Raw genomic sequence first — 20,089 nt, 5'->3', positions numbered from 1 at the left:
TACTTACATCATTTCTAGGAGGAAATATGAAAACAAAACGTTCTTCACTTACAGTAATCTTACTTTTAGCCTTAACAACTTTATTGCTATCTGCATGTTCAACTCAAGCTCAGAATAGTAAAAATCCAAACTTCTTCACTCATTATGTAGTGAATCCTTTTGCTGTTTCTATTCATACTGTAGCTGACTTTTTTAACGGAAATTATGGCCTGTCCATCATTATCATTACACTCTTGATCAGATTAGCCTTGATGCCATTTATGTTAAGACAATATAAAAATCAAATGGCAATGAAAGAAAAAATGGATGTTCTAAAGCCTGAGATGGATGCTATACAAAAGAAAATGAAAACAGAAAAAGACGCGAAAAAGAAACAGGAACTTCAAGCAGAGATGATGGGACTTTATCAAAAGCACGGGGTAAATCCTCTCAATATGGGCTGTCTGCCAATTCTCATTCAAATGCCGATTTTAACGGGCTTTTACTACGCTATTCGTGGTTCAAAAGAAATTGCAGCTCATCATTTTTTATGGTTTAGCCTTGGCCATCCTGATATTGTGATAACCATCATTGCCGGATTGATTTATTATTTCCAATTTAAAGTTTCTCAATCCAATATGCCGACTCAACAGCAGGAACAAATGAAATATATGGGGTTGCTCTCACCATTAATGATTGTTATGTTCTCACTTAAAGCTCCGGCCGCCCTCCCTCTTTATTGGGTTGTTGGTGGATCATTCTTAATCATTCAAACGATGATAAGCAGAAATCTTTATCAAAGCAAAAAAACTGCTGACGTACCGGTAAAGCAAAAATAACGGTATAAAACTCACCGATTGGCGAGCCCCTCAGGCCGAAGACAGAGGCGTAGTTGCACTTCTATTTTCCTATTAGCTAAAAAAGAAGCATCACTGCGATGCTTCTTTTTTTTACACCATTTTTCCCAGCATAATACCGCAAAATGCAAGGAAGATGCCTGCAATATAGCTTATAGCTAAATAGGCATAAAACAACTTATTTTTTTTCAATTTTCTCAGCCTATCCGCTTCAAGCTTAAAAGTAGAAAAGGTTGTAAAAGCCCCCATAAACCCGATTCCAAGCAGGGCATAAAGATGTCCCATTATTTGGATCCCAATTAAAATACCTAACAGAAATGCCCCAATTAAATTTACTATTAAGGTGCCTGCAGGAAAAGCCGATTTATTTCGATTTTGAATTCTTTTACTTATAATAAACCTGCTAATCGCCCCAAAAAAACCGCCGATTGAAACAAATATTATTTCATTCATATTCTTTTCCCCGCTACTTTTTTACCGGATTGTCCTAATTTTTTTCCTACACTGACAAATAAAAGGCCGCCAACCAAACTGAGAAGAACATAGACAACCCCATTAAAGTAATCTCCCATCTTAAGCAAGTTTATGGTTTCCAAACAAAATGTTGAAAAAGTGGTATAAGAACCAATAAAGCCGGTGGAAAAAGCAGTTAAAAAATATGGGTGGAGCTTTTTGGGAAGAACATATTTGCCTGTAAACCAGCCAAGCAGGAAAGCACCTGTTAAATTTATTAGAAGCGTTCCAATTGGAAATCCCTTCCCCCATATATCACCTGCCAATAAGGACAAGAAAAAACGGAGCAAACTTCCTGCAACACCGCCAATGCCAACAAATATATATACCAAATCAAACACCTCTATATACAATTTTCCATTATTTCATTTTACCATACTGAACTTTTCAAGATAATCAATTCATTTGGAATATATTTTTTTTTAATTGGAAACCTATCCTTGTACAACTTAGAAAAAGGAGTGTTAGAACAACATGAAAAAGAGTTTATTTTTAATTTCAGCCCTAGTATTTAGCCTTTATATATCAGGGTGTGCACGGAATAATGTGAATAATGACAAGGTCGCCTATCGAGATCGAAATGTGACACAGCCAACAAGGGTTAATTATAATCCTAATGGTGCTCCAATAACAGGTGTTGATAATACTGATGTTCAACTTGGCAGGAACGTAAATAACTACAACAACAATATTACAAATGGAAGAAATACGTATGATAATCGATCAAAAATAAGAGTTGCCGATGAAGTAGCCGATAGAGTGGCGGACCTGAAAGAAGTGGACACAGCCAATGTCATTGTAACAGAGAATAATGCCTATGTGGCAGTCAAGCTGTCCTCTTCATCCCGAAATGAATGGACTAAAAAAATTGAAAATAAAATTTCACGAAGAGTAAAATCCGTGGACCCTGATATCGACAATGTGTTTGTATCAGAAAACCCTGATTTTTATGATCGTATGAACACCTATGCAAGTGACATCCGCAATGGCAAACCCGTTTCAGGTTTCTTTAATCAATTTACCGAAACGATTCGCAGAGTTTTCCCAAAAGCAAAGTAAGATCGAAATAAAAATGCTTGGCATAATGCCAAGCATTTTTTAATCCTTTTATTCAGCGTCTTCAAAATACTCTTTATAAAAGCCTCCGACTTTTCCGGTATTGTCAATGATGTAATAAAATTCTTCTGTTTCATTTTTGACATCATAGAATTTCCCCGCCGTTAAAGCATTATTTACAAGATATTTTTTCGCATCTGTGTGAACACATTTAACTTTTTTGAGTGTTTCACGATCTCGCCATGATAAGTGAATCATGTTGGCATACTTCCTTTCCTTCATTGTCCCACTTCTTAGTATAATCAATGAAAACAAGTAAGTGCAACTAATTCATGGACGACGTAATGAAATAAAACATTTTCTATAGGTTCCACATATCCATTAAAAAATCGTTGTAAAATATTTTTTGATTTTAACTTCCTAATTTAATCAGAAATAGATTTTTTTTGAAAAATGATGAGATTTGGGACTTTTCAAACTAAAAAAAAACGATTACAATAAAAAAACAGAATATTCAATCCGTTTTTCCAAGGAGGCATTCTAAATTGAAAATTATGAGTAACGAGCAGTTGGTTGTTTCGTATCGGGATGCAATAAAATCTGGGAAGGAAAAGGAATGGATTAAGATTTTAAAAGATGAAATTTTACGTCGTGGATTAAAACCGTTTAAGAAGCGTTAACTTCAATTATCTAAAAAACCGCCGATTTTTTCGGCGGTCTTTCAATTTAATCAAATAACCTCATTTTTAGAGTTGTTGAGCTTATTTATCCTTCAAGAAGAAGACTTTCAGGGTCCTCAAGTAATTCCTTCACTTTTGCGAGAAAACTAACTGCCTCTTTCCCGTCCACGATCCGGTGGTCATAGGATAGGGCAATATACATCATCGATCTATTTTCCATTCTCTCTTTATCAATAGCGACAGGTCGAAGTTGAATTTTATGCATTCCAAGGATTCCAACCTGCGGTCCATTTAATATTGGTGTCGAAAGCAAAGACCCAAATACTCCTCCATTTGTAATGGTAAAGGTTCCTCCCTGTAAATCCTTTAAAGATAATTTATTAGTTCTCGCTTTCTCTGCAAGTTGAGAAATGTCTGACTCAATTTCGGCAAATGACTTTCGTTCAGCATCTCTAACCACCGGTACCACGAGCCCTTCTTCTGCAGCTACTGCAACACCTATATCGTAAAATTTTTTAATTAACAGGTCGTCACCCTGAATTTCTGCATTTAAATAGGGGAATTTTTTCAAGGCTGCCACAACTGCTTTAGTGAAAAATGACATAAAACCAAGACGGACTTCATTTTCTTCAAAAAACTTATCCTTTCTCCTCTTTCTCAAATCCATAATTGCCGTCATATCTACTTCATTAAAGGTTGTAAGCATTGCAGCCGTTTGCTGAACTTCCACCAAACGCTTAGCAATAGTTTGCCTGCGTCTTGACATTCGTTCGCGAATTATTGGTTTTGTACTTTCCTGATTATTTACCTTTACAGCAATTGTTTCATTAGATTGGCTATTGGTCTCAGGTTTATAGGATGAAACATCTTGCTTGCGTACTCTTCCAAGCGGGTCAATTGTAGGCACATCATTTAAATTCAGTCCTTTTTCTCTGGCAAGTTTACGGGCAGCAGGGGAAGCAATTGGCCGTTGATTTTGTTCAACAGTTCCTGTTGTTGGGCTTACCGGTTTAGATTTATTTTCTCCATTAGAAACAGTCGGGGCTTCCGGAGTAGTTTTCTCAATTTGTGGACCTGGAACCTTTACGGGCTCTTGCTTTACCTCAGACGCTGTCACTGTTTGAGACACGGTTTCATCGACAATGGCAATAGTTTCACCAACTTTTACCGTATCTCCTTCTACAAATTTCTGTTCTTTAATTGTTCCTGAGTAATCTGAAATAATTTCTATATTTACTTTATCTGTTTCTAACTCTACAAGATAGTCACCTTTCTCAATCGATTCTCCTATATTTTTAAGCCATTTAGCAATTGTACCTTCAGTAATCGACTCAGCTAATTCCGGTACTTTTATTTCAGCCATGATTTAATCCTCCTTCTTCTACCCTTGTTAATGCTGCTTGAAGAATTTTAGATTGGTCCAGCTTATGAACATTTGGATCGCCTTCAGCCGGGCTGGAGCGACGGCGGCGGCCGATGTATTTAACCCTTATACCACTAGGTGCAATTTCATTGATACGGGGTTCGACGAAATTCCATGCCCCCATATTTTTGGGTTCCTCTTGAACCCAGAAAATTTCTTTTATGTTTTCATATTTGTTTACAATATTTTGCAGTAATTCAATTGGAAACGGATAAATTTCTTCTACCCTTAAAACTTGAAGCCAACTATAATCGTTTCCATTGTTTACATGCTCTGCAATATCGATCGCTATTTTTCCTGTACATAAAACAAGCCGATCAACCTTTTCTTCTGCCCCTGAAAATTGTTCAATTACCGGCATAAATTCCCCATCACTTAATTCAGTGCTTGATGAAGAAACAAGCGGATTTCGCAACAGACTCTTAGGTGACATAATGACAAGCGGCTTCACTGCTTCCTTAGTAAGAGTCGCTGCTTGACGCCTTAAAATATGAAAGTATTGTGCAGCACTAGTAAGATTTGCAACTGTCCAGTTATTTTCCGCACCTAATTGCAAAAATCTTTCTATCCTGCCGCTTGAATGTTCCGGTCCTTGCCCCTCATATCCATGTGGAAGCAATAGAACAAGTCCGGATTTTTGCCCCCACTTTGCCCTTCCTGCTGCGATGAATTGATCAAATATAACTTGGGCTACATTTGCAAAGTCACCATACTGCGCCTCCCAAATAACCAATGTTTCAGGAGCAAAAATATTGTAACCATATTCAAAGCCAACAACGGCTGTTTCTGTTAACGGGCTATTATAGATGGCAAAGGATGCTTTAGCTGTCCTTAAATGATGCAGAGGAGAGAATGTTTTTCCCGTGTCGGTATCATGCAGCACGAGATTTCGATGGGCAAAAGTTCCTCTTTCAGAGTCTTGTCCCGTTAATCGAATGGGTGTACCATCCGCTAAAATTGTAGCAAAAGCTAGTACTTCTGCCAGTGCCCACTCCACTCTCCCATTTACCTCAAAAGCTTCGGCCCTTCTCTTTAATATTCTTTCAAGCTTAGTAAAAACTTTAAAATCTTTTGGATATTGGATTATTTCATTATTTAATGTTTGTAATGTTTCAATCGGGACTCTCGTTACGACCGTTGTCTGATCCCTATTGAACACAGGTGGTTCAGGAATTTTTATCTTTTCATCCTTTTTATTCCTTGAAACCTTTTCATATGCATTATCGAGTTTTTCACGGATCACTTTTTCCATTTCGGCTAAATCACCATCATCGATAATTCCTTGTTTTTTTAAGCTAGCCGAATATAATTCTTTAACAGTTGGATGTTTTTGAATAAGTTTATACATTTGCGGGCTGGTGGTCATGGGTTCATCCATTTCATTATGGCCAAACCTGCGATATCCGACTAAATCAATTAGAAAATCCTTTTGAAAAACAGAGCGGTATTCAGCTGCTAAAAAAGCTGCTGCAATACACGCTTCCGGATCATCGGCATTAACATGAAGGATTGGAATTTCAAACCCCTTGGCAAGGTCGCTGGCGTATCGTGTCGACCGTGAATCTTCTGACTCTGTTGTAAATCCAATTGTATTATTGGAAATAATGTGTATCGTTCCACCCGTTCGATATCCTTTTAATCGGCTTAAATTTAATGTTTCCGCCACAATGCCTTCACCTGGAAAAGCTGCATCACCATGAATTAATATGGCTAGTGCGGAATTGCTATTTTCTTTTGCGTATCCGGGTTGTTCACGTTTGTCCTGGGCCGCACGTGTGAATCCTTCAACTACTGCACCAACAAATTCAAGATGGCTCGGATTATTGGCAAGTGATAGCTTCGCCTTAATAATATTTTCACTTTTTATTTGCCGGTTTAATCCTAAGTGGTATTTGACATCCCCAGTCCAGCCAAAATTAATTCCAATTGAACCTTCTGAAGGGACAAGTTCCTTATTAGGTGCATGTTGAAATTCTGCAAAGATCATTTCGTATGGCTTACCCAGCACATGTGCAAGTACATTCAGCCTTCCCCTGTGAGCCATACCAATATTGATATATTCTGCACCATCATGAACCGCTTCGGAAATAATCTCATCGATGATTGGAACCATTACATCAAGACCTTCAATCGAAAAACGCTTCTGACCGACAAATGTCTTGTGCAGATACTTTTCAAATTCTTCAATTTCAATTAGCCTGTTTAAAATGGAGACCTTTTTATCCTTTGTTAGAGTAGAAGTGAAACTTCCTTTTTCTATCATTTCAAGTAACCAATTTTTCTCCTCGATGTTATGAACATGGTGAAATTCATAAGCAATCGATTTTGTATAGATTTCTTTTAAATAAATATACGCATCAAAGGCTGTTCGAACGGACGATGGAGCATTTTTACAAAGTATTTCTGCAGGTATTGCTTTTAAGTCACCGGTAGTAAGGCCATAATTGCCGGGTTCAATATTTTCTACCGGAGGTCGGTCATTTCCGAGTGGATAGATAGCTGCCGCAAGATGTCCGTAAGAACGAATATTTTCTGCAAGTTTTACAGCTTCTAATATTTTTTCCATTTGTACCATATTTGGTTCCGAAACAGGTTGTATTGTGCCAATAGATTGATTGAAATCTGTATCATCCATTTCCTCAAAAAGGACTCTTAGGTCAGATTCTACCATATCCGGATTTTCCTGATACCTTTCAAATTGTTCGATTACATAGCCAAGATTGGGGCCAAAAAAACTTTCCAAGAAAGCTTTTTTATTTAAATTTGGCCTGTTCATTCATCAATCCCCCTTAATTCATTTGTACATTGATTCATCATCTTTATTACTATTGCCATTTCATTTAAAAAAGCATCGAAAAACTTATAAATCATTATATTTTTACGTAATGAATGGTTTTAGTGTACTAAATTAACTAATGATTTAATGAATAAATCCATGGTGGACTTATAAGATAGAAAAAAGGCCGGAGATCAATTGCCGGCCTTAGGAAGTATTTATAAAATAATTTTAGACATTTTTGAATGACGGTACTGCCTTCAAATATATTTATTCAATCGTGTAATAATTTAGAATTTTCTCTTTTCTGTAATGGTCGGTAAAACGATGTTAACCTTTGTTCCAACTCCTTCTTTACTCTCAATTGAGATGGTTCCGTTATTTTTTTCAATTAGCCGTTTGGCAATGGATAATCCTAAACCTGTACCTCCGTTTTCACGGCTCCTCGCCTTATCAATTCGATAAAACCGATTAAATACTTCCGGAATATGCTCAGTTGGTATACCGATCCCCCGGTCCGATACAGTTAATAAAACGGTATTCTCCTTCTGTTTCGCAGAAATAACAATGGTTTTATTTTCTTGTGAATATTTTATCGAATTATCTAATAAGATAATCAAAATTTGCTGTAAATGTTGTTCTGACATGGCAATTTGAGGAAAATGTTGAGATAATTCCACTGTAAATAGAAAATCCGGATGGATCAATTCAAGATTTTTCACCAATTTTTGTAAAATAATAAGGAGATTTGCTTTCTCTCCGCTTAATATTCTCGGATTCTCCGCCCTTGTTAGTTCAAGCAATTCAATAATAAGCTTTTTTAATCTCGAAAGCTCTTGGAGTGATGCTTCCAATGACTCATCTAAGATCAAAGGATCTTTTTTTCCCCAACGGTTTAAGAGCGAAAGATGCCCCTCAAGAATGGATAGAGGAGTCCTCAATTCGTGTGAGGCATCCTCAACAAATTGTTTTTGCTGTAAAAAGGACTTTTCAATTTCATCCATCATTTCATTAAAGACATTTGTAAGCTCAGTCAATTCATCTTTTTGCTTATAGACCTCCATCCGTTCTTGAAAGCCGTTTTCTTTTATCTTCTTCATAGCACTCGCTAAATCTCTTACAGGTTTTAATAACTGTTTTGCAAGAATAAATCCGCTTATTGCACTTAAAAGGATGGCTGCAATGCCAAACACCGTCATAACCCAAAAGAGGCGATCCATCATTTTATGATAATTATTTAATTGGCGGACAATTTCAAGTGTCCCGGTAAAGTTTTGCACTTTAATGGGGTATCTCGCAACAATTGCTTCGTTTCCTTCTTCCGAAACTTTTTCCGTAATTCTTTCTTTTACGGGAGTTGGCTCCAGAACTGAAAATTCTCCATTTTTATCAAGCACAAGGATTTTCCCTGTTTGATCATAAACCCGTATGAGTTGATCTTTATCATTCATTTTCCGTAAAAAATTTTTACTGTTCTCAATGTCATTATTGGTGAGAGAGCTTGCTCTATCTTTATAATAAGTCGCTATATCTGTTATTGTTCTATTTACAGCAACCTCTTCGCGTTTCAACATCCAGTTGGCTACCGTGTGATATTCTAAAAAACTAAATAAGAAGAAGGTAAAAAATATCGCAGTTGATCCACTGAGCACCAATTTTGTTTGCCATGGAAGATTATTAAAACTTAACCGAAAAATCTGTTTCATCTCATTACATATCCTGTGCCGCGTACTGTTTGAATATAACTTCCTTCATTTTGATCATCAATTTTGTTTCTTAAGTACCGGACATAGACATCAACAACATTTGTTTCTACACCTGTATTGTAGCCCCATACCTTATTTAAAAGAACTTCCCTTGTCAAAACAATGTTAATATTGCTCATAAAAATTAACAGTAGGTCATATTCCCGCTTTGTAAGACTAATTACTTTTTCACCTTTTTTAACAACACACGACTCTACTTCAACAGTAAGATCTTTAAATGTATAAGTGGTCATTCCACTTGTAGTAAGTGCCGTAACCCTGCGCAGCAATGACCTAAGCCTTGCCAATAACTCTTCTATTGCAAAAGGCTTAATAATATAATCATCCGCCCCGCTATCCAGCCCGGAAACTCGGTCTAATACACTATCCCTCGCTGTAATCATGATGATTGGGATTGTTTTATTGGTTTGCCTTATCCTTCGGCACACTTCCATTCCATTTAATTCCGGCAACATCAGATCAAGCAGGATTGCATCCCAATTTTCAGAAAGAGCTAATTGTAATCCGCTGCGTCCATCAGAGCAGACATTAATTTCATAGCCTTCATATTTTAATTCAAGTTCTATAAATCTCGCTAAGTTCTTTTCATCTTCTATAATTAATATCTTTGCCATTTAAGTCACGCTCACATTTAAAATTTGAAAATATAACTATTATTTTAACTGATGTTTATCCTGAAGAAAATTCATAACAGCATGGATTATTTCAATCGATTGGTAGGACATAAGTGAAAGTGCACTTAGAGAAAAGAATCCTACAATTAATAAACGTACCCACATGTTTCATTCCTCCTCATTGACTTTTTTTTAACGTCAGCATTGTCTGGTTGGAATGGAAATGCTTTGTACTTTTAAACTGATAAGTAATTATATCGTAACTCCAATTTTTAAAACCTACATGAAAAGAAAATGAGAATTTCCTTAAAAAGTAAATTTTTTATAGTCAAATGGATTTAAAAAAAACACATGCAAGATGCATGTGCTTACGTGGGAACTTTCGTTTTGGTTATGCTGTGTCTTAGCAGCAGATGTGAGACAGCTTAAGCAAAACGAAATCAAGTTAGCCGACCAATAGTAATAAATTCCCTTTATTTATCCATACATATACATCATACAGGAAGTGAGAAAAGGATTAATGAAAATAACATTAAAATTGGATTAGAATTTATTTTCAAAGGTTTTATCTGAAAAAAACGATAATTTATTTAATTCATGAGCAATTTTTTCTGCTGCAATCTTGGGTTCCTCTGCAAAAATTTCAATAAACTCGCCATTATATTCTTGTCGCTTATAGTCGTACCGCGGGTCGTAATACTGTTCAAGCAGGATTCGAATCATTTCCCGGTAATTTCGGTCTTCTAATGTTTCAATAAGCTTTTTCTTAATTTCTTCATTTTTTACCCATCTCAGGACCTTTTCAATCCCATCAGCGATTTTTTCATGATACCAAGGTTCTTTTTCATATGGTAATACATATTCGGAAACTAAATGTTTAATCCTTTGTTCAACTGGTGTATGGAGATGAATATTAAGTCCTTGCATTTTTTTATTCAATAATACTTCAGGCTGCACGGCTTTTCCGATTCGCTTACTTTCAGCTTCCATTATAAAATATGGTGTGCCTTTTATTTCCTTAAGTCCTTTATATAAAAGAGAATCAAACACTTTTTGATTGTGACCCTCCCCTAGACCAATGGTTCCGAAAATAGAACCTCGATGGCCTGCCATCTCTTCAAGATCTAAGATTGGAAAGCCCATTTCTTTCATATATTTTATTACTTCAGTTTTACCAACACCTGTTAGTCCATGTAAAACAACAGCACTTTCGGGAAACATTGAAGGAATTTCTTTAAGAATATATTGGCGGTACGCTTTATACCCACCTTCTAAACGAGATGCAAAAATTCCTGCAAATTCTAAAAAGGTAACAACTGCTTTACTACGCATTCCGCCACGCCAACAGTGAATAATTAATTCACTTCCATCTGATGATGCTTTTTTCATCGTCTTAAGCAAAAAAGGAATCTTCGGCGAAACCACTTCCATTGCCCTCCATTTTGCTTTGGCAGGCCCTTCATGCTTATAAATAGTCCCTATTTCTTGCCGTTCTTCGTCTGAAAATAACGGGATATTAATTGCTCCGGGAATTGCCCCATCTTTAAACTCGATGGGTGAGCGTATATCAATGATAATTGGTTGCTTTAAAGTTAGAAGTTCTTCAACAGTAATTTCCTTCATTTTAACTATACTCCTCATCAATAATAAAGTCTTTTTACGAGTAAACAACCTCCAAAAACAAACAAAACTTCCAATACTGGAAGTTTCAATAGGTTAAAAGATATAATCTTAAAAAACTCTTTTACACTCTTAAATGAAAAGAAAATGACTTTATTAGTATAAACACATTATATTATAGTTAAACATTGCAATCAAGAATACATTAAAAATGTAAGCATAAAGCATCTTTTTCATAATGTAAAAACGTCTACCCCATAATAAGAGTAGACGTTTTAACTATACTAATTTTGATTCATTTTGAAAAACAGATAGAAGTTTTTCCATTTCTTCCAGATTATTATTTTCAAATAAATCCACAATCTTACTCCCTACGATGACTCCATCAGAAAACTCCGTTAATTCTTTTATTTGGCTTCTATTCGATATACCGAAACCGGCTAAAACAGGAATAGGACTTATCTCTTTTACCTTTTTTAAGAATTGATTCAAGTCATTGTCGTACTCATTTCTAGTTCCAGTGATTCCTTTTACCGTTACAGTGTATAAAAATCCTTTTCCTTTACTAGCAATCGTTTTGATCCGTTCTATAGGAGTTGTCAGCGTTACGAGGCGGATTAATTCAACCTTTGCTTGATTGAGTCTTGGTGCAATAATATCCTCCTCCTCAATTGGCAGATCCGGAATAATACAGCCGTCTACCCCAGCCTTACTAATATCTTTCACAAACTCATCAATTCCATAGGCATAAATTGGATTTAAGTAGGTCATTAATAGGATGGGGACAGATACCAGCTCTCTTGCTTTAGCAAGTTCTTCGATAATTACTCTTAAGGTCGTTCCGTTTTCCAAGGCTCTTATCCCTGCCGCCTGAATCGTTGGTCCGTCTGCTGCGGGATCAGAAAAAGGAACTCCTACTTCGATTGCAGTTGCTCCGAATTTTTCCAGTATGGCTAGACGTTCAACAAGACATTCCATCCCGCCATCACCAGCCATAATATACGGAACAAATGCCTTTCTGCTCTCTTTTTTTAGGTTTGAAAATGTCTTTTCAATTCGGTTCATCACTTATCTCTCCTCTTTTAACCTAGCTTTTACAGCATCTACATCCTTATCACCACGTCCAGACAAACAAATAACGATACTTTCAGTTTCCTGCATTTCGGCAGCAAGCTTAACAGCAAAGGCCACTGCATGCGCACTTTCAAGGGCTGGTATGATTCCTTCCTGCTTCGATAAAAGCTGAAAGGCATCCAGTGCCTCTTGATCTGTAATCGAGGTATAAGTTGCTCGGCCAATGTCTTTTAAATAGCTATGTTCTGGTCCTACCCCCGGATAATCAAGCCCTGCTGAAATCGAATGGGCCTCTTGAATTTGTCCATCCTGATTTTGCAGCAGATACATTAATGAACCATGTAAAACACCGGGTTTTCCTTTTGTTAATGATGCTGCATGGAAATCGGTATCAATGCCCTGCCCCGCTGCTTCCACCCCATAAAGCTTAACCTCTTTATCTTCTATAAAGGCGTGAAACATTCCCATCGCATTGCTGCCACCTCCAATACAGGCAACAACAGCTTCCGGGAGCCCTCCTTCTCTTGCCAGGTATTGTTCTTTTGTTTCTTTTCCAATTACACTTTGAAAATCCCTTACCATTACAGGGAACGGATGCGGCCCCATAACAGAGCCTAGCAAGTAGTTGGTATCATCTACATTTGCCACCCAGTACCTGAACGCTTCGTTAACTGCATCTTTTAACGTTGCGCTTCCGGAAGTCACACTGACGACCTTTGCACCAAGCAATTCCATCCGAAAGACGTTTAATGCCTGTCTTTTGATATCTTCTTCCCCCATAAAAATAATACAATCGAGATTAAGTAATGCACATACAGTTGCAGTTGCGACACCGTGCTGCCCTGCTCCTGTTTCGGCTACAATTTTTCTTTTTCCCATTCTTACTGCAAGCAGTGCTTGACCAATTGCATTGTTGATCTTATGCGCACCGGTATGGTTTAAATCTTCTCTTTTTAAATAAATTTTAGCTCCACCTGCATACTTTGTGAGGTTTTCTGCAAAATAAAGCGGCGTTTCCCTGCCAACATATTCTTTTAGCAATCTCTGAATCTCAGCTTGAAAATCCGGGTCTTTCTTGGCAATGTCATAGGCCTGTTGTAGTTCAGTTACAGCTTTCATTAATGTTTCCGGTACAAATCTTCCGCCAAATATACCGAAATGGCCTTTTTCATTTGGTAATGTATATGTGTTCATGCCATTTTCCCTCCAATTAGTTTGCCTTTTGCTTTTTTGATAAATGATTGAATTTTTCTAAGGTCCTTTCTGCCTTCGGTTTCTACCCCGCTGCTTACATCAACCATAAATGGATCAATTAATCGAATGCCCTCTTCAACATTCTCTTCACTTAATCCCCCTGCTAGGATTACCTTTTTTCCCTTAAATTCTTGGGAATTAATGGAGCTCCAATCAAAAGCTGTTCCATTCCCCCCCCTGTACTTACCCTTCGGACCATCCAGCAACAAAAATTCACAAGGATAGTTGCTTACCTCTTCTAAGCAATCACGATTTTGTAAACTTAATGCTTTTATTACAGGTAAAGAAAGGGACCTGCTAAAGGAAGCCGGTTCATCACCATGTAACTGAATATGGGTAAGTCCTACATAGGCAGCAATTTTCTCAATTTGTTCTTTTGTTTCATTAACGAACACGCCTATCTTCAAGACATATTCCGGCAGATTTTCTACGATTTCTTTTGCTCTTTCAGGGGTAATTCTTCTCTTACTTTCAGCAAACACAAGACCAATTGCATCTGCACCATATTCAACTGCTGCTATCCCCGTTGCCGTATCGGTGATTCCGCAAATCTTTACCTTCATTTTTTTGATCCTCCAACAAGCGGCAAGCGAAAATCTAGAAAAGACTGTTTTACGTCCGGACTTTTCATCAACGCTTCACCTACCAAGATTCCATTTGCACCGGCTTTTCTGACTCGATCAACATCTTCCTGAACATGAATCCCGCTTTCACTAATCAAAAAAGCACCGGAATTTTTAACTAATGGAGCTAATTTTTCTGTTACATCCAGGGAGACCTGAAATGTCTTTAAATCTCTATTATTTACTCCAATTAGCCTTGCACCTGTTTGAAGCGCCTTTTCCAGCTCCTCCTGATTATGAACCTCAACAAGAACTTCCAATCCCAGATTTCTCGCAAATTGATAGAGCTCAACGATTTTGGATTCTTCTAATGCTGCAGCAATTAATAAAATCATATCAGCACCATTGAGTGAAGCTAGTTCAATTTGAATGGGGTCAATAATAAAATCTTTGCAAAGTATCGGCAGGTTTACCACTTCCCTTACAGCCCGTAAATCGGAAAATGAGCCTTTAAAAAATGTTTGGTCTGTTAATACAGAGATAGCTGACGCCCCATAATTTTCATAAAATTTTGCTTGTACCGTTGGCTCAATGCCGTTATTAATAATTCCTTTTGAAGGAGAAGCACGTTTAAATTCGGCAATAATCGAAATTTCATCCGTTTTTTCTAAGTGCCGAAGAAATGATCTTTTCCGAATTGCAGTTGGTTGTATCGTTTTATTGTTCTCACGAAAACTGACAACCTCTTTTTTCTTTTGTTGGATGATACGATCCAAAATCGTTTCCATTTTATATCGCCTCTCTTTGACCAATCCGAGTTTTTTCAATTAATCTTAACAATTTTCCATAGGCCGCTCCAGAGTCAATGATTTCCTTTGCGACACTGACCCCGGCCTTAATGGAGTCTGCCTTGCCGGCTGTAAAAATTCCAATTCCCGCATTAAGTAAAACAGTGTCTCTATAAGCACCCGTTTCTCCTTTGAGGACATTAACCAAAATTTCAGCATTTTCCTTGGAATCTCCGCCTTTAATGCAGCTGTTATCATATTCCGGCAAACCCACTTCTTCGGGATAAAAGGAATGATTATTTATCATCCCGTCCTCTAAAATGGTTAAATGGTTTTCACCTTGCAGGGAAGCTTCATCCATAAAACCCGCACCATTTAATACGGTTGCCCGTTTTCGCCCCAGCTTTTGCAGTACTTCTGCAAAAACGTTTAGTAAATCCCTGCGATATACTCCAAGAAGCTGGTAATCCAAATCAATTGGATTTGTAAGCGGCCCAATGAAATTAAAGATTGTTGGTATTTTTAATTGTCTTCTAACAGCCACCACTTTCTTAAGCTTTGGATGGACATTTGGAGCAAAAAGAAAAGCGATGCCGATTTCCTGAAGTACCTCCTCTGTCCTCTCAGCAGATAAATTCAAATTAATTCCTAAATACTCAAGTACGTCTGCACTTCCGGTTTTACTTGAAATACTTCTATTCCCATGTTTTGCAACCGGGATACCTGCCCCGGCGATAACAAAAGCAGAGGTCGTACTGACATTAAAGCTAGAGGAGCCGTCGCCCCCTGTACCGCAATTATCAAGAACATTCGGAAATTTCTTATTAAAAGTAAGGGTATTATCTTTAAGTGCTTTTACAATACCGACAATTTCTTCAACTGTTTCTCCTTTAGATTTCAGACCCATTAAAAAGGCGGCAATTTCAGATTCAGAAATTTCATCACTTAAAATCAATTGAATGGCTTCCTCCATTTGCTTCTCGGAGAATGATTCCTGTTCAGCTAACCGGAGCAATAAATTTCTCATTATTTTTCTTCCCTTCTATTTCGTGTAAAAAATTCTTTAGAATTTGTTTCCCGTTTGGAGTCCCTATTGATTCAGGATGGAACTGCAGCCCGTAAACCGGGAAAAACCGATGCCTAATTGCCATTATCTCCTGATCATCCATTGCCGTGGCTACACATTCGAATTCCGGAGGGAGACTATTTTTATCAATTACTAAAGAATGATACCGCATAATTTCCAGTGGCGAAGTCAGATATTGAAATACTCCCGTGCTGGAATGGTTGATAAAGGATGTTTTTCCGTGCTTTATTTGTCCGGCCCGTTTAATAACACCCCCGAATGCTGAACCGATTGCCTGATGTCCGAGACAAATTCCTAAGATTGGAATTGATTTATAAAAGCTTTGAATTAATTCAATACATATACCTGCATCTTCAGGTCTTCCGGGTCCCGGTGAAAGAATAATTGCCTCCGGGTTTAATTCTTTAATGTCTTCCATACTTAATTGATTGTTTCTATATACAGTTACTTCTTCGCCTAACTCCCCTAAATACTGATAAAGATTGAATGTAAAAGAATCAAAATTGTCGATTAGCAGTATCATTTTTCACCCTCCAAAAAGCTTTTTAATTTATTTACTGTTTCTTCGAATTCAGACTCGGGATTAGAATCGTAAACAATACCGGCACCGGCTTGGATATAGGCGGTTTCCTCTTTTAAAATCATGGTTCGGATCGCAAGGGCAAAATCCATATTTCCATTGGCAGATACATAACCAACTGCACCTGAATAAAGACCGCGCTTGGATTTTTCTAATGTATTGATAATTTCCATTGCCCTTATTTTTGGAGCTCCTGATACGGTACCAGCCGGCAGACAGGCTGCAAGAGCATCCAATGAAGAATGATCAGGTTTTAGCTGACCGCTTATCTCGGAAACTAGATGCATGACATGCCGAAATTTTTCAACCTTCATATACTTATCTACATGTACAGTTCCAAATTCACAAACTCTGCCAAGATCATTTCTGCCCAAATCTACAAGCATTTTATGTTCCGCGAGTTCCTTTTCATCTGCTAACAATTCTTTTTCAATCATTTGATCCTCGGTATTCGTATTACCTCTTTTTTTCGTTCCCGCAATTGGATTTGCAATTACCTGTTTCCCCCTGGTTTTAATTAAGCTCTCCGGGGATGAGCCGATCACAGTATATCCTTCAAATTCAATATAAAACATATAGGGTGTCGGGTTATTAGCACGATGCTTACGATAAAGCGACAAAGGCGGACCCTGAAATGATGATTTCATCCTTCTTGACAGTACTACTTGAAAAATATCTCCAGCCCTTATATGCTCCTTTGCGATTTCTACATTTTTGATAAAAGCTTCCTTTGATGTTTCTGTTTCAAAACCCGTAAAGGAAAAAGGCTCTTCTTCAAGATATAAATCAGGAAGCTTCAATTCATCAACCAGTTGTTGAATTCTATTTTCAATTACTGAATCCTTACTATCGTCTAAAAGTGGAATCCCACAAACAATTACTTTTTCTTGAAGGTGGTCAAATACAATGATTTCTTCATAAAACATTAGATGTACATCCGGCATTTCCAATCCATTTTCCAAAATTTCGCCAATATCTTCAAACTGGCGAACGATATCATAACCGACATAACCAACTGCACCTGATAAAAAAGGGAATGGAAGCTGGTCAAATTTCCGTTCAGGCAAAAGTTTTTTTAATACTTCAAGCGGATTACCATTCAGATTCTGTTTTTCTCCATTTCGTTTAATGATCTCGTTTCGATCTCCGGTTGAGATTAGTTCGAAAGCCGGATCTGCGCCGATAAAGGAGTATCGGCCGGAGTCATTATACTTATGTGAGCTTTCGAGCAGGAATTTTTTGTTACCGTTTATTTTTTGCAAAATTGAAATTGGGGTTAACGTGTCGCCTCTTAATTCTTTACTGAAATAATTAACCTGTGTTTTCATCTTTCCACTCCTTCCAAAATAAAAAAATCGCCCTCTATACGCATAAAAAAATCTATGCGCATAGAGGGCGATTCAAAAGCCGCGGTGCCACCTCCATTTGAAGCAGAAAAGTATTCTGCTTCCTCTTTCAGATACAGGACAAAGTCCGATATCCTATCCTTTTAACGGTGGAATTCCGGGCAGCCCTACTAAATGTTCAAACTGCCACTCGCAAGTCCATTCCACAAATCCATTCTTACCGGCTCACACCTTCCCCGGCTCTCTGGAAAAGAATAAAAAATGTGTACTACTCTTGCTCATTGATTTACCATTATAAACTTTCGGAAAAACAAAAAGAGCCCTCCATCCAAAAAGGACGGAAGACCCGTGGTGCCACCTTCATTAGCTGAAATTCAGCTCACTTTACCGATATCAAAGCAATAAGCTTAAATATCTGTCTCATGTAACGATGAGATTTTCGCCAAAGCCTACTGCACAGTTTTGCGGTTCGGTTTGGAGGCTCAGAAGTCCATTCACTAATACGTCTACACTGATTCGCACCCACCATCAGCTCTCTAGAGAATCCGTAAAAGCTACTACTCTTCATCAATGCCGATACATTATCTTTATTGTTTTCTATATTATTATACACTAAAGGTTAATGTCAAGAGATTAATTAAAAAAGTTTTCTAAATAAATACATAATTTAACGAAATATTATTTTAGGCTTGTTTATGATGACTTCTCCTTTATTTCCAGTAAAAAGTTTTCGGGTTCCTTAATTTTTTTTGGAAAGAACGCTAATATTAACTTTAGCACATAACGAAGGCGGGATAGAAAGTTAATGGAAAACATTGAACATATTTGCCAGCCACGGGCAACTAAGAGTAGTTCATCTTCTGCAGGACAAAAGAAGTCCGGAGAAGTGTCTAAGCAAAAGTGGGCCATTGTATCCCTATCTTCCATTCCATTGGTTATGACATTAGGGAATTCGATGTTAATCCCTGTTTTACCTTCCATGGAAAAAAAATTATCTATATCCTCATTTCAAACTAGTATGATCATTACGGTTTATTCAATTGTAGCCATCTTTTTAATACCAATAGCAGGCTATTTATCAGACCATATTGGCAGAAAAAAAGTAATTATACCAAGTCTGATTATTGCAGGAATCGGCGGACTAATATCCGGATGGGCTGCTTGGAAAATGGATAATTCCTATTGGATTATCCTTGCCGGTCGGTCCTTGCAAGGAGTTGGAGCTGCAGGAGCCGCTCCAATCGTTATGCCATTGGTAGGAGACATGTTTAAAAATGATGATGATATAAGCAGTTGCCTGGGTCTAATAGAAACATCCAATACCTTTGGAAAGGTATTAAGTCCGATATTAGGTGCTTTTTTAGCAGGGTTTATCTGGTTTTTACCATTTTTCTCATTTCCTGTTTTCTGTACCATTTCTGTATTTTTAATGCTTTTTTTAGTCAAATGTCCAAAAAACACCGAAGACCCGATTCCTTTCAAGCAATTTTTTATAACTGTGAAGGCAACATTTACTGAAAAAGGGCATTGGTTGTATGCCATTTTTTTTATTGGCGGTACCCTGATGCTCATCCTGTTTGGAATTTTGTTTTACCTTTCGGAAATATTTGAAAAAGAATATGGAATCAAGGATATAAAAAAAGGATTCTTTTTAGCATTACCTCTTGGTGCACTCTGTTTATCATCTTTTATAAGCGGAAAAATTATTAAGAAAAATAAAGTATTAATGAAATGGCTGACATTCGGCGGTATCGTTGCTGCATCTCTTTCTATCGCCGCTTTATGGTTTTCGATAAAATTATGGTTTATGATTAGCATGTTTTTAATTAGCGGAATCGGAATTGGAGTTGGACTTCCATGTCTAGATGCCTTAATTACGGAGGGGATCGAAAAAAAAGAAAGGGGAACTATTACATCCATTTACAGTTCGATGAGATTTATTGGTGTAGCTGCAGGCCCTCCGATTATAGCGGTGTTAATGAAGCATTCAAACCATTGGATATTTATTTTATTAAGTAGTCTTAGTATAATTGCGGCTATTGTTGCCTTAATAGCAATCAAACCGAGTACACAAAGTTAGATAGTAAAAAACGCAAGGGATAAAGTCCTTTGC

The 20,089-nt window shown here is 37.3% G+C and carries 20 protein-coding genes and 2 other annotated features; of the genes, 4 read left to right on the top strand and 16 right to left on the bottom strand.

Going from position 1 to position 20,089, the window contains the following annotated elements; all coding sequences use genetic code 11:
• The first annotated feature begins 26 nt into the window (after positions 1-26).
• Positions 27-818, top strand: a complete 792-nt coding sequence (yidC, locus tag AC3ANV_RS09645) for a membrane protein insertase YidC (protein ID WP_488313399.1) — start codon at positions 27-29, stop codon at positions 816-818.
• Positions 819-929: 111 nt separating this feature from the next.
• On the opposite strand, the gene crcB (AC3ANV_RS09640) is transcribed toward yidC, so the two are convergent.
• Together crcB (AC3ANV_RS09640) and crcB (AC3ANV_RS09635) are read right to left on the bottom strand one after the other, a co-directional pair.
• Positions 930-1,289, bottom strand: a complete 360-nt coding sequence (crcB, locus tag AC3ANV_RS09640) for a fluoride efflux transporter CrcB (RefSeq protein ID WP_488313398.1) — start codon at positions 1,287-1,289, stop codon at positions 930-932.
• The gene (gene crcB / locus AC3ANV_RS09635; protein ID WP_488313397.1) at positions 1,286-1,681 is read right to left on the bottom strand and encodes a fluoride efflux transporter CrcB; all 396 of its coding nucleotides are present in this window, start codon (positions 1,679-1,681) and stop codon (positions 1,286-1,288) included. The genes crcB (AC3ANV_RS09640) and crcB (AC3ANV_RS09635) overlap by 4 nt, the downstream gene beginning before the upstream one ends.
• Positions 1,682-1,823: 142 nt before the next feature.
• Between crcB (AC3ANV_RS09635) and AC3ANV_RS09630 the strand changes: the two genes are divergently transcribed.
• Entirely contained in the window at positions 1,824-2,408 is a 585-nt protein-coding gene (locus AC3ANV_RS09630) for a YhcN/YlaJ family sporulation lipoprotein (protein ID WP_488313396.1), read from the top strand.
• Between the two features lie 48 nt (positions 2,409-2,456).
• Here the strand turns inward: AC3ANV_RS09630 and AC3ANV_RS09625 are convergent, their stop codons facing one another.
• The gene (locus AC3ANV_RS09625) at positions 2,457-2,663 is read right to left on the bottom strand and encodes a DUF6501 family protein (RefSeq protein ID WP_488314174.1); all 207 of its coding nucleotides are present in this window, start codon (positions 2,661-2,663) and stop codon (positions 2,457-2,459) included.
• Positions 2,664-2,959: 296 nt separating this feature from the next.
• Here AC3ANV_RS09625 and sda point away from each other — a divergent pair, with 296 nt between their 5' ends.
• Positions 2,960-3,085: a sporulation histidine kinase inhibitor Sda gene (gene sda / locus AC3ANV_RS09620; protein WP_370876157.1), complete on the top strand. Its 126-nt coding sequence runs from the start codon at positions 2,960-2,962 to the stop codon at positions 3,083-3,085.
• Between the two features lie 85 nt (positions 3,086-3,170).
• Here sda and odhB read toward each other — a convergent pair whose 3' ends face one another.
• The 13 genes from odhB to trpE form a co-directional block, all read right to left on the bottom strand.
• Positions 3,171-4,448, bottom strand: a complete 1,278-nt coding sequence (odhB, locus tag AC3ANV_RS09615) for a 2-oxoglutarate dehydrogenase complex dihydrolipoyllysine-residue succinyltransferase (protein WP_488313395.1) — start codon at positions 4,446-4,448, stop codon at positions 3,171-3,173.
• Entirely contained in the window at positions 4,441-7,284 is a 2,844-nt protein-coding gene (locus tag AC3ANV_RS09610; protein ID WP_488313394.1) for a 2-oxoglutarate dehydrogenase E1 component, read from the bottom strand. Before AC3ANV_RS09610 ends, odhB begins: the two co-directional genes overlap by 8 nt.
• 290 nt (positions 7,285-7,574) lie before the next feature.
• Positions 7,575-8,990: an ATP-binding protein gene (locus AC3ANV_RS09605; protein WP_488313393.1), complete on the bottom strand. Its 1,416-nt coding sequence runs from the start codon at positions 8,988-8,990 to the stop codon at positions 7,575-7,577.
• Positions 8,987-9,664, bottom strand: a complete 678-nt coding sequence (locus AC3ANV_RS09600) for a response regulator transcription factor (protein ID WP_488313392.1) — start codon at positions 9,662-9,664, stop codon at positions 8,987-8,989. Before AC3ANV_RS09600 ends, AC3ANV_RS09605 begins: the two co-directional genes overlap by 4 nt.
• A gap of 39 nt (positions 9,665-9,703) precedes the next feature.
• Entirely contained in the window at positions 9,704-9,829 is a 126-nt protein-coding gene (locus AC3ANV_RS09595; RefSeq protein ID WP_488313391.1) for a hypothetical protein, read from the bottom strand.
• A 378-nt stretch (positions 9,830-10,207) separates the two neighbouring features.
• Complete coding sequence (gene mnmH, locus AC3ANV_RS09590; RefSeq protein WP_488313390.1) at positions 10,208-11,287, bottom strand: tRNA 2-selenouridine(34) synthase MnmH; 1,080 nt, start codon at positions 11,285-11,287, stop codon at positions 10,208-10,210.
• Positions 11,288-11,563: 276 nt separating this feature from the next.
• Positions 11,564-12,349, bottom strand: coding sequence for a tryptophan synthase subunit alpha (gene trpA, locus AC3ANV_RS09585; RefSeq protein WP_488313389.1), 786 nt, complete (start codon positions 12,347-12,349; stop codon positions 11,564-11,566).
• A 3-nt stretch (positions 12,350-12,352) separates the two neighbouring features.
• Positions 12,353-13,552 (bottom strand): tryptophan synthase subunit beta, encoded by a 1,200-nt coding sequence (trpB, locus tag AC3ANV_RS09580; RefSeq protein WP_488313388.1) that lies wholly within the window; start codon positions 13,550-13,552, stop codon positions 12,353-12,355.
• A complete protein-coding gene (locus AC3ANV_RS09575) occupies positions 13,549-14,175 on the bottom strand; it encodes a phosphoribosylanthranilate isomerase (RefSeq protein WP_488313387.1) in 627 nt (208 codons plus the stop codon). Before AC3ANV_RS09575 ends, trpB begins: the two co-directional genes overlap by 4 nt.
• Positions 14,172-14,963, bottom strand: coding sequence for an indole-3-glycerol phosphate synthase TrpC (trpC, locus tag AC3ANV_RS09570; protein ID WP_488313386.1), 792 nt, complete (start codon positions 14,961-14,963; stop codon positions 14,172-14,174). The genes AC3ANV_RS09575 and trpC overlap by 4 nt, the downstream gene beginning before the upstream one ends.
• Before the next feature lies 1 nt (position 14,964).
• Entirely contained in the window at positions 14,965-15,990 is a 1,026-nt protein-coding gene (trpD, locus tag AC3ANV_RS09565) for an anthranilate phosphoribosyltransferase (protein WP_488313385.1), read from the bottom strand.
• Positions 15,962-16,573: an anthranilate synthase component II gene (locus AC3ANV_RS09560; protein ID WP_488313384.1), complete on the bottom strand. Its 612-nt coding sequence runs from the start codon at positions 16,571-16,573 to the stop codon at positions 15,962-15,964. Before AC3ANV_RS09560 ends, trpD begins: the two co-directional genes overlap by 29 nt.
• Positions 16,570-17,958: an anthranilate synthase component I gene (gene trpE, locus AC3ANV_RS09555; protein WP_488313383.1), complete on the bottom strand. Its 1,389-nt coding sequence runs from the start codon at positions 17,956-17,958 to the stop codon at positions 16,570-16,572. Before trpE ends, AC3ANV_RS09560 begins: the two co-directional genes overlap by 4 nt.
• 60 nt (positions 17,959-18,018) lie before the next feature.
• Positions 18,019-18,267: a binding site (T-box leader), on the bottom strand.
• A gap of 39 nt (positions 18,268-18,306) precedes the next feature.
• Positions 18,307-18,556 (bottom strand) — a binding site (T-box leader).
• Between the two features lie 225 nt (positions 18,557-18,781).
• On the opposite strand from trpE, the gene bcbE reads away from it, so the two are divergent.
• A complete protein-coding gene (bcbE, locus tag AC3ANV_RS09550; RefSeq protein WP_488313382.1) occupies positions 18,782-20,056 on the top strand; it encodes a bacillibactin exporter BcbE in 1,275 nt (424 codons plus the stop codon).
• Positions 20,057-20,089: the final 33 nt, after the last annotated feature.

Source organism: Neobacillus sp. DFD-2R, from assembly GCF_057747865.1.
This window is presented reverse-complemented; position numbering and strand designations above follow the sequence as displayed.

What these genes read in the sequence shown, in the direction of transcription:
- yidC (WP_488313399.1), top strand. Translation starts at nt 27, where the DNA reads ATGAAAACAAAACGTTCTTCACTTACAGTAATCTTACTTTTAGCCTTA.
- crcB (WP_488313398.1), bottom strand. Translation starts at nt 1,289, where the DNA reads ATGAATGAAATAATATTTGTTTCAATCGGCGGTTTTTTTGGGGCGATT.
- AC3ANV_RS09630 (WP_488313396.1), top strand. Translation starts at nt 1,824, where the DNA reads ATGAAAAAGAGTTTATTTTTAATTTCAGCCCTAGTATTTAGCCTTTAT.
- AC3ANV_RS09625 (WP_488314174.1), bottom strand. Translation starts at nt 2,663, where the DNA reads ATGATTCACTTATCATGGCGAGATCGTGAAACACTCAAAAAAGTTAAA.
- sda (WP_370876157.1), top strand. Translation starts at nt 2,960, where the DNA reads ATGAGTAACGAGCAGTTGGTTGTTTCGTATCGGGATGCAATAAAATCT.
- odhB (WP_488313395.1), bottom strand. Translation starts at nt 4,448, where the DNA reads ATGGCTGAAATAAAAGTACCGGAATTAGCTGAGTCGATTACTGAAGGT.
- AC3ANV_RS09610 (WP_488313394.1), bottom strand. Translation starts at nt 7,284, where the DNA reads ATGAACAGGCCAAATTTAAATAAAAAAGCTTTCTTGGAAAGTTTTTTT.
- AC3ANV_RS09605 (WP_488313393.1), bottom strand. Translation starts at nt 8,990, where the DNA reads ATGAAACAGATTTTTCGGTTAAGTTTTAATAATCTTCCATGGCAAACA.
- AC3ANV_RS09600 (WP_488313392.1), bottom strand. Translation starts at nt 9,664, where the DNA reads ATGGCAAAGATATTAATTATAGAAGATGAAAAGAACTTAGCGAGATTT.
- AC3ANV_RS09595 (WP_488313391.1), bottom strand. Translation starts at nt 9,829, where the DNA reads ATGTGGGTACGTTTATTAATTGTAGGATTCTTTTCTCTAAGTGCACTT.
- mnmH (WP_488313390.1), bottom strand. Translation starts at nt 11,287, where the DNA reads ATGAAGGAAATTACTGTTGAAGAACTTCTAACTTTAAAGCAACCAATT.
- trpA (WP_488313389.1), bottom strand. Translation starts at nt 12,349, where the DNA reads ATGAACCGAATTGAAAAGACATTTTCAAACCTAAAAAAAGAGAGCAGA.
- trpB (WP_488313388.1), bottom strand. Translation starts at nt 13,552, where the DNA reads ATGAACACATATACATTACCAAATGAAAAAGGCCATTTCGGTATATTT.
- AC3ANV_RS09575 (WP_488313387.1), bottom strand. Translation starts at nt 14,175, where the DNA reads ATGAAGGTAAAGATTTGCGGAATCACCGATACGGCAACGGGGATAGCA.
- trpC (WP_488313386.1), bottom strand. Translation starts at nt 14,963, where the DNA reads ATGGAAACGATTTTGGATCGTATCATCCAACAAAAGAAAAAAGAGGTT.
- trpD (WP_488313385.1), bottom strand. Translation starts at nt 15,990, where the DNA reads ATGAGAAATTTATTGCTCCGGTTAGCTGAACAGGAATCATTCTCCGAG.
- AC3ANV_RS09560 (WP_488313384.1), bottom strand. Translation starts at nt 16,573, where the DNA reads ATGATACTGCTAATCGACAATTTTGATTCTTTTACATTCAATCTTTAT.
- trpE (WP_488313383.1), bottom strand. Translation starts at nt 17,958, where the DNA reads ATGAAAACACAGGTTAATTATTTCAGTAAAGAATTAAGAGGCGACACG.
- bcbE (WP_488313382.1), top strand. Translation starts at nt 18,782, where the DNA reads ATGGAAAACATTGAACATATTTGCCAGCCACGGGCAACTAAGAGTAGT.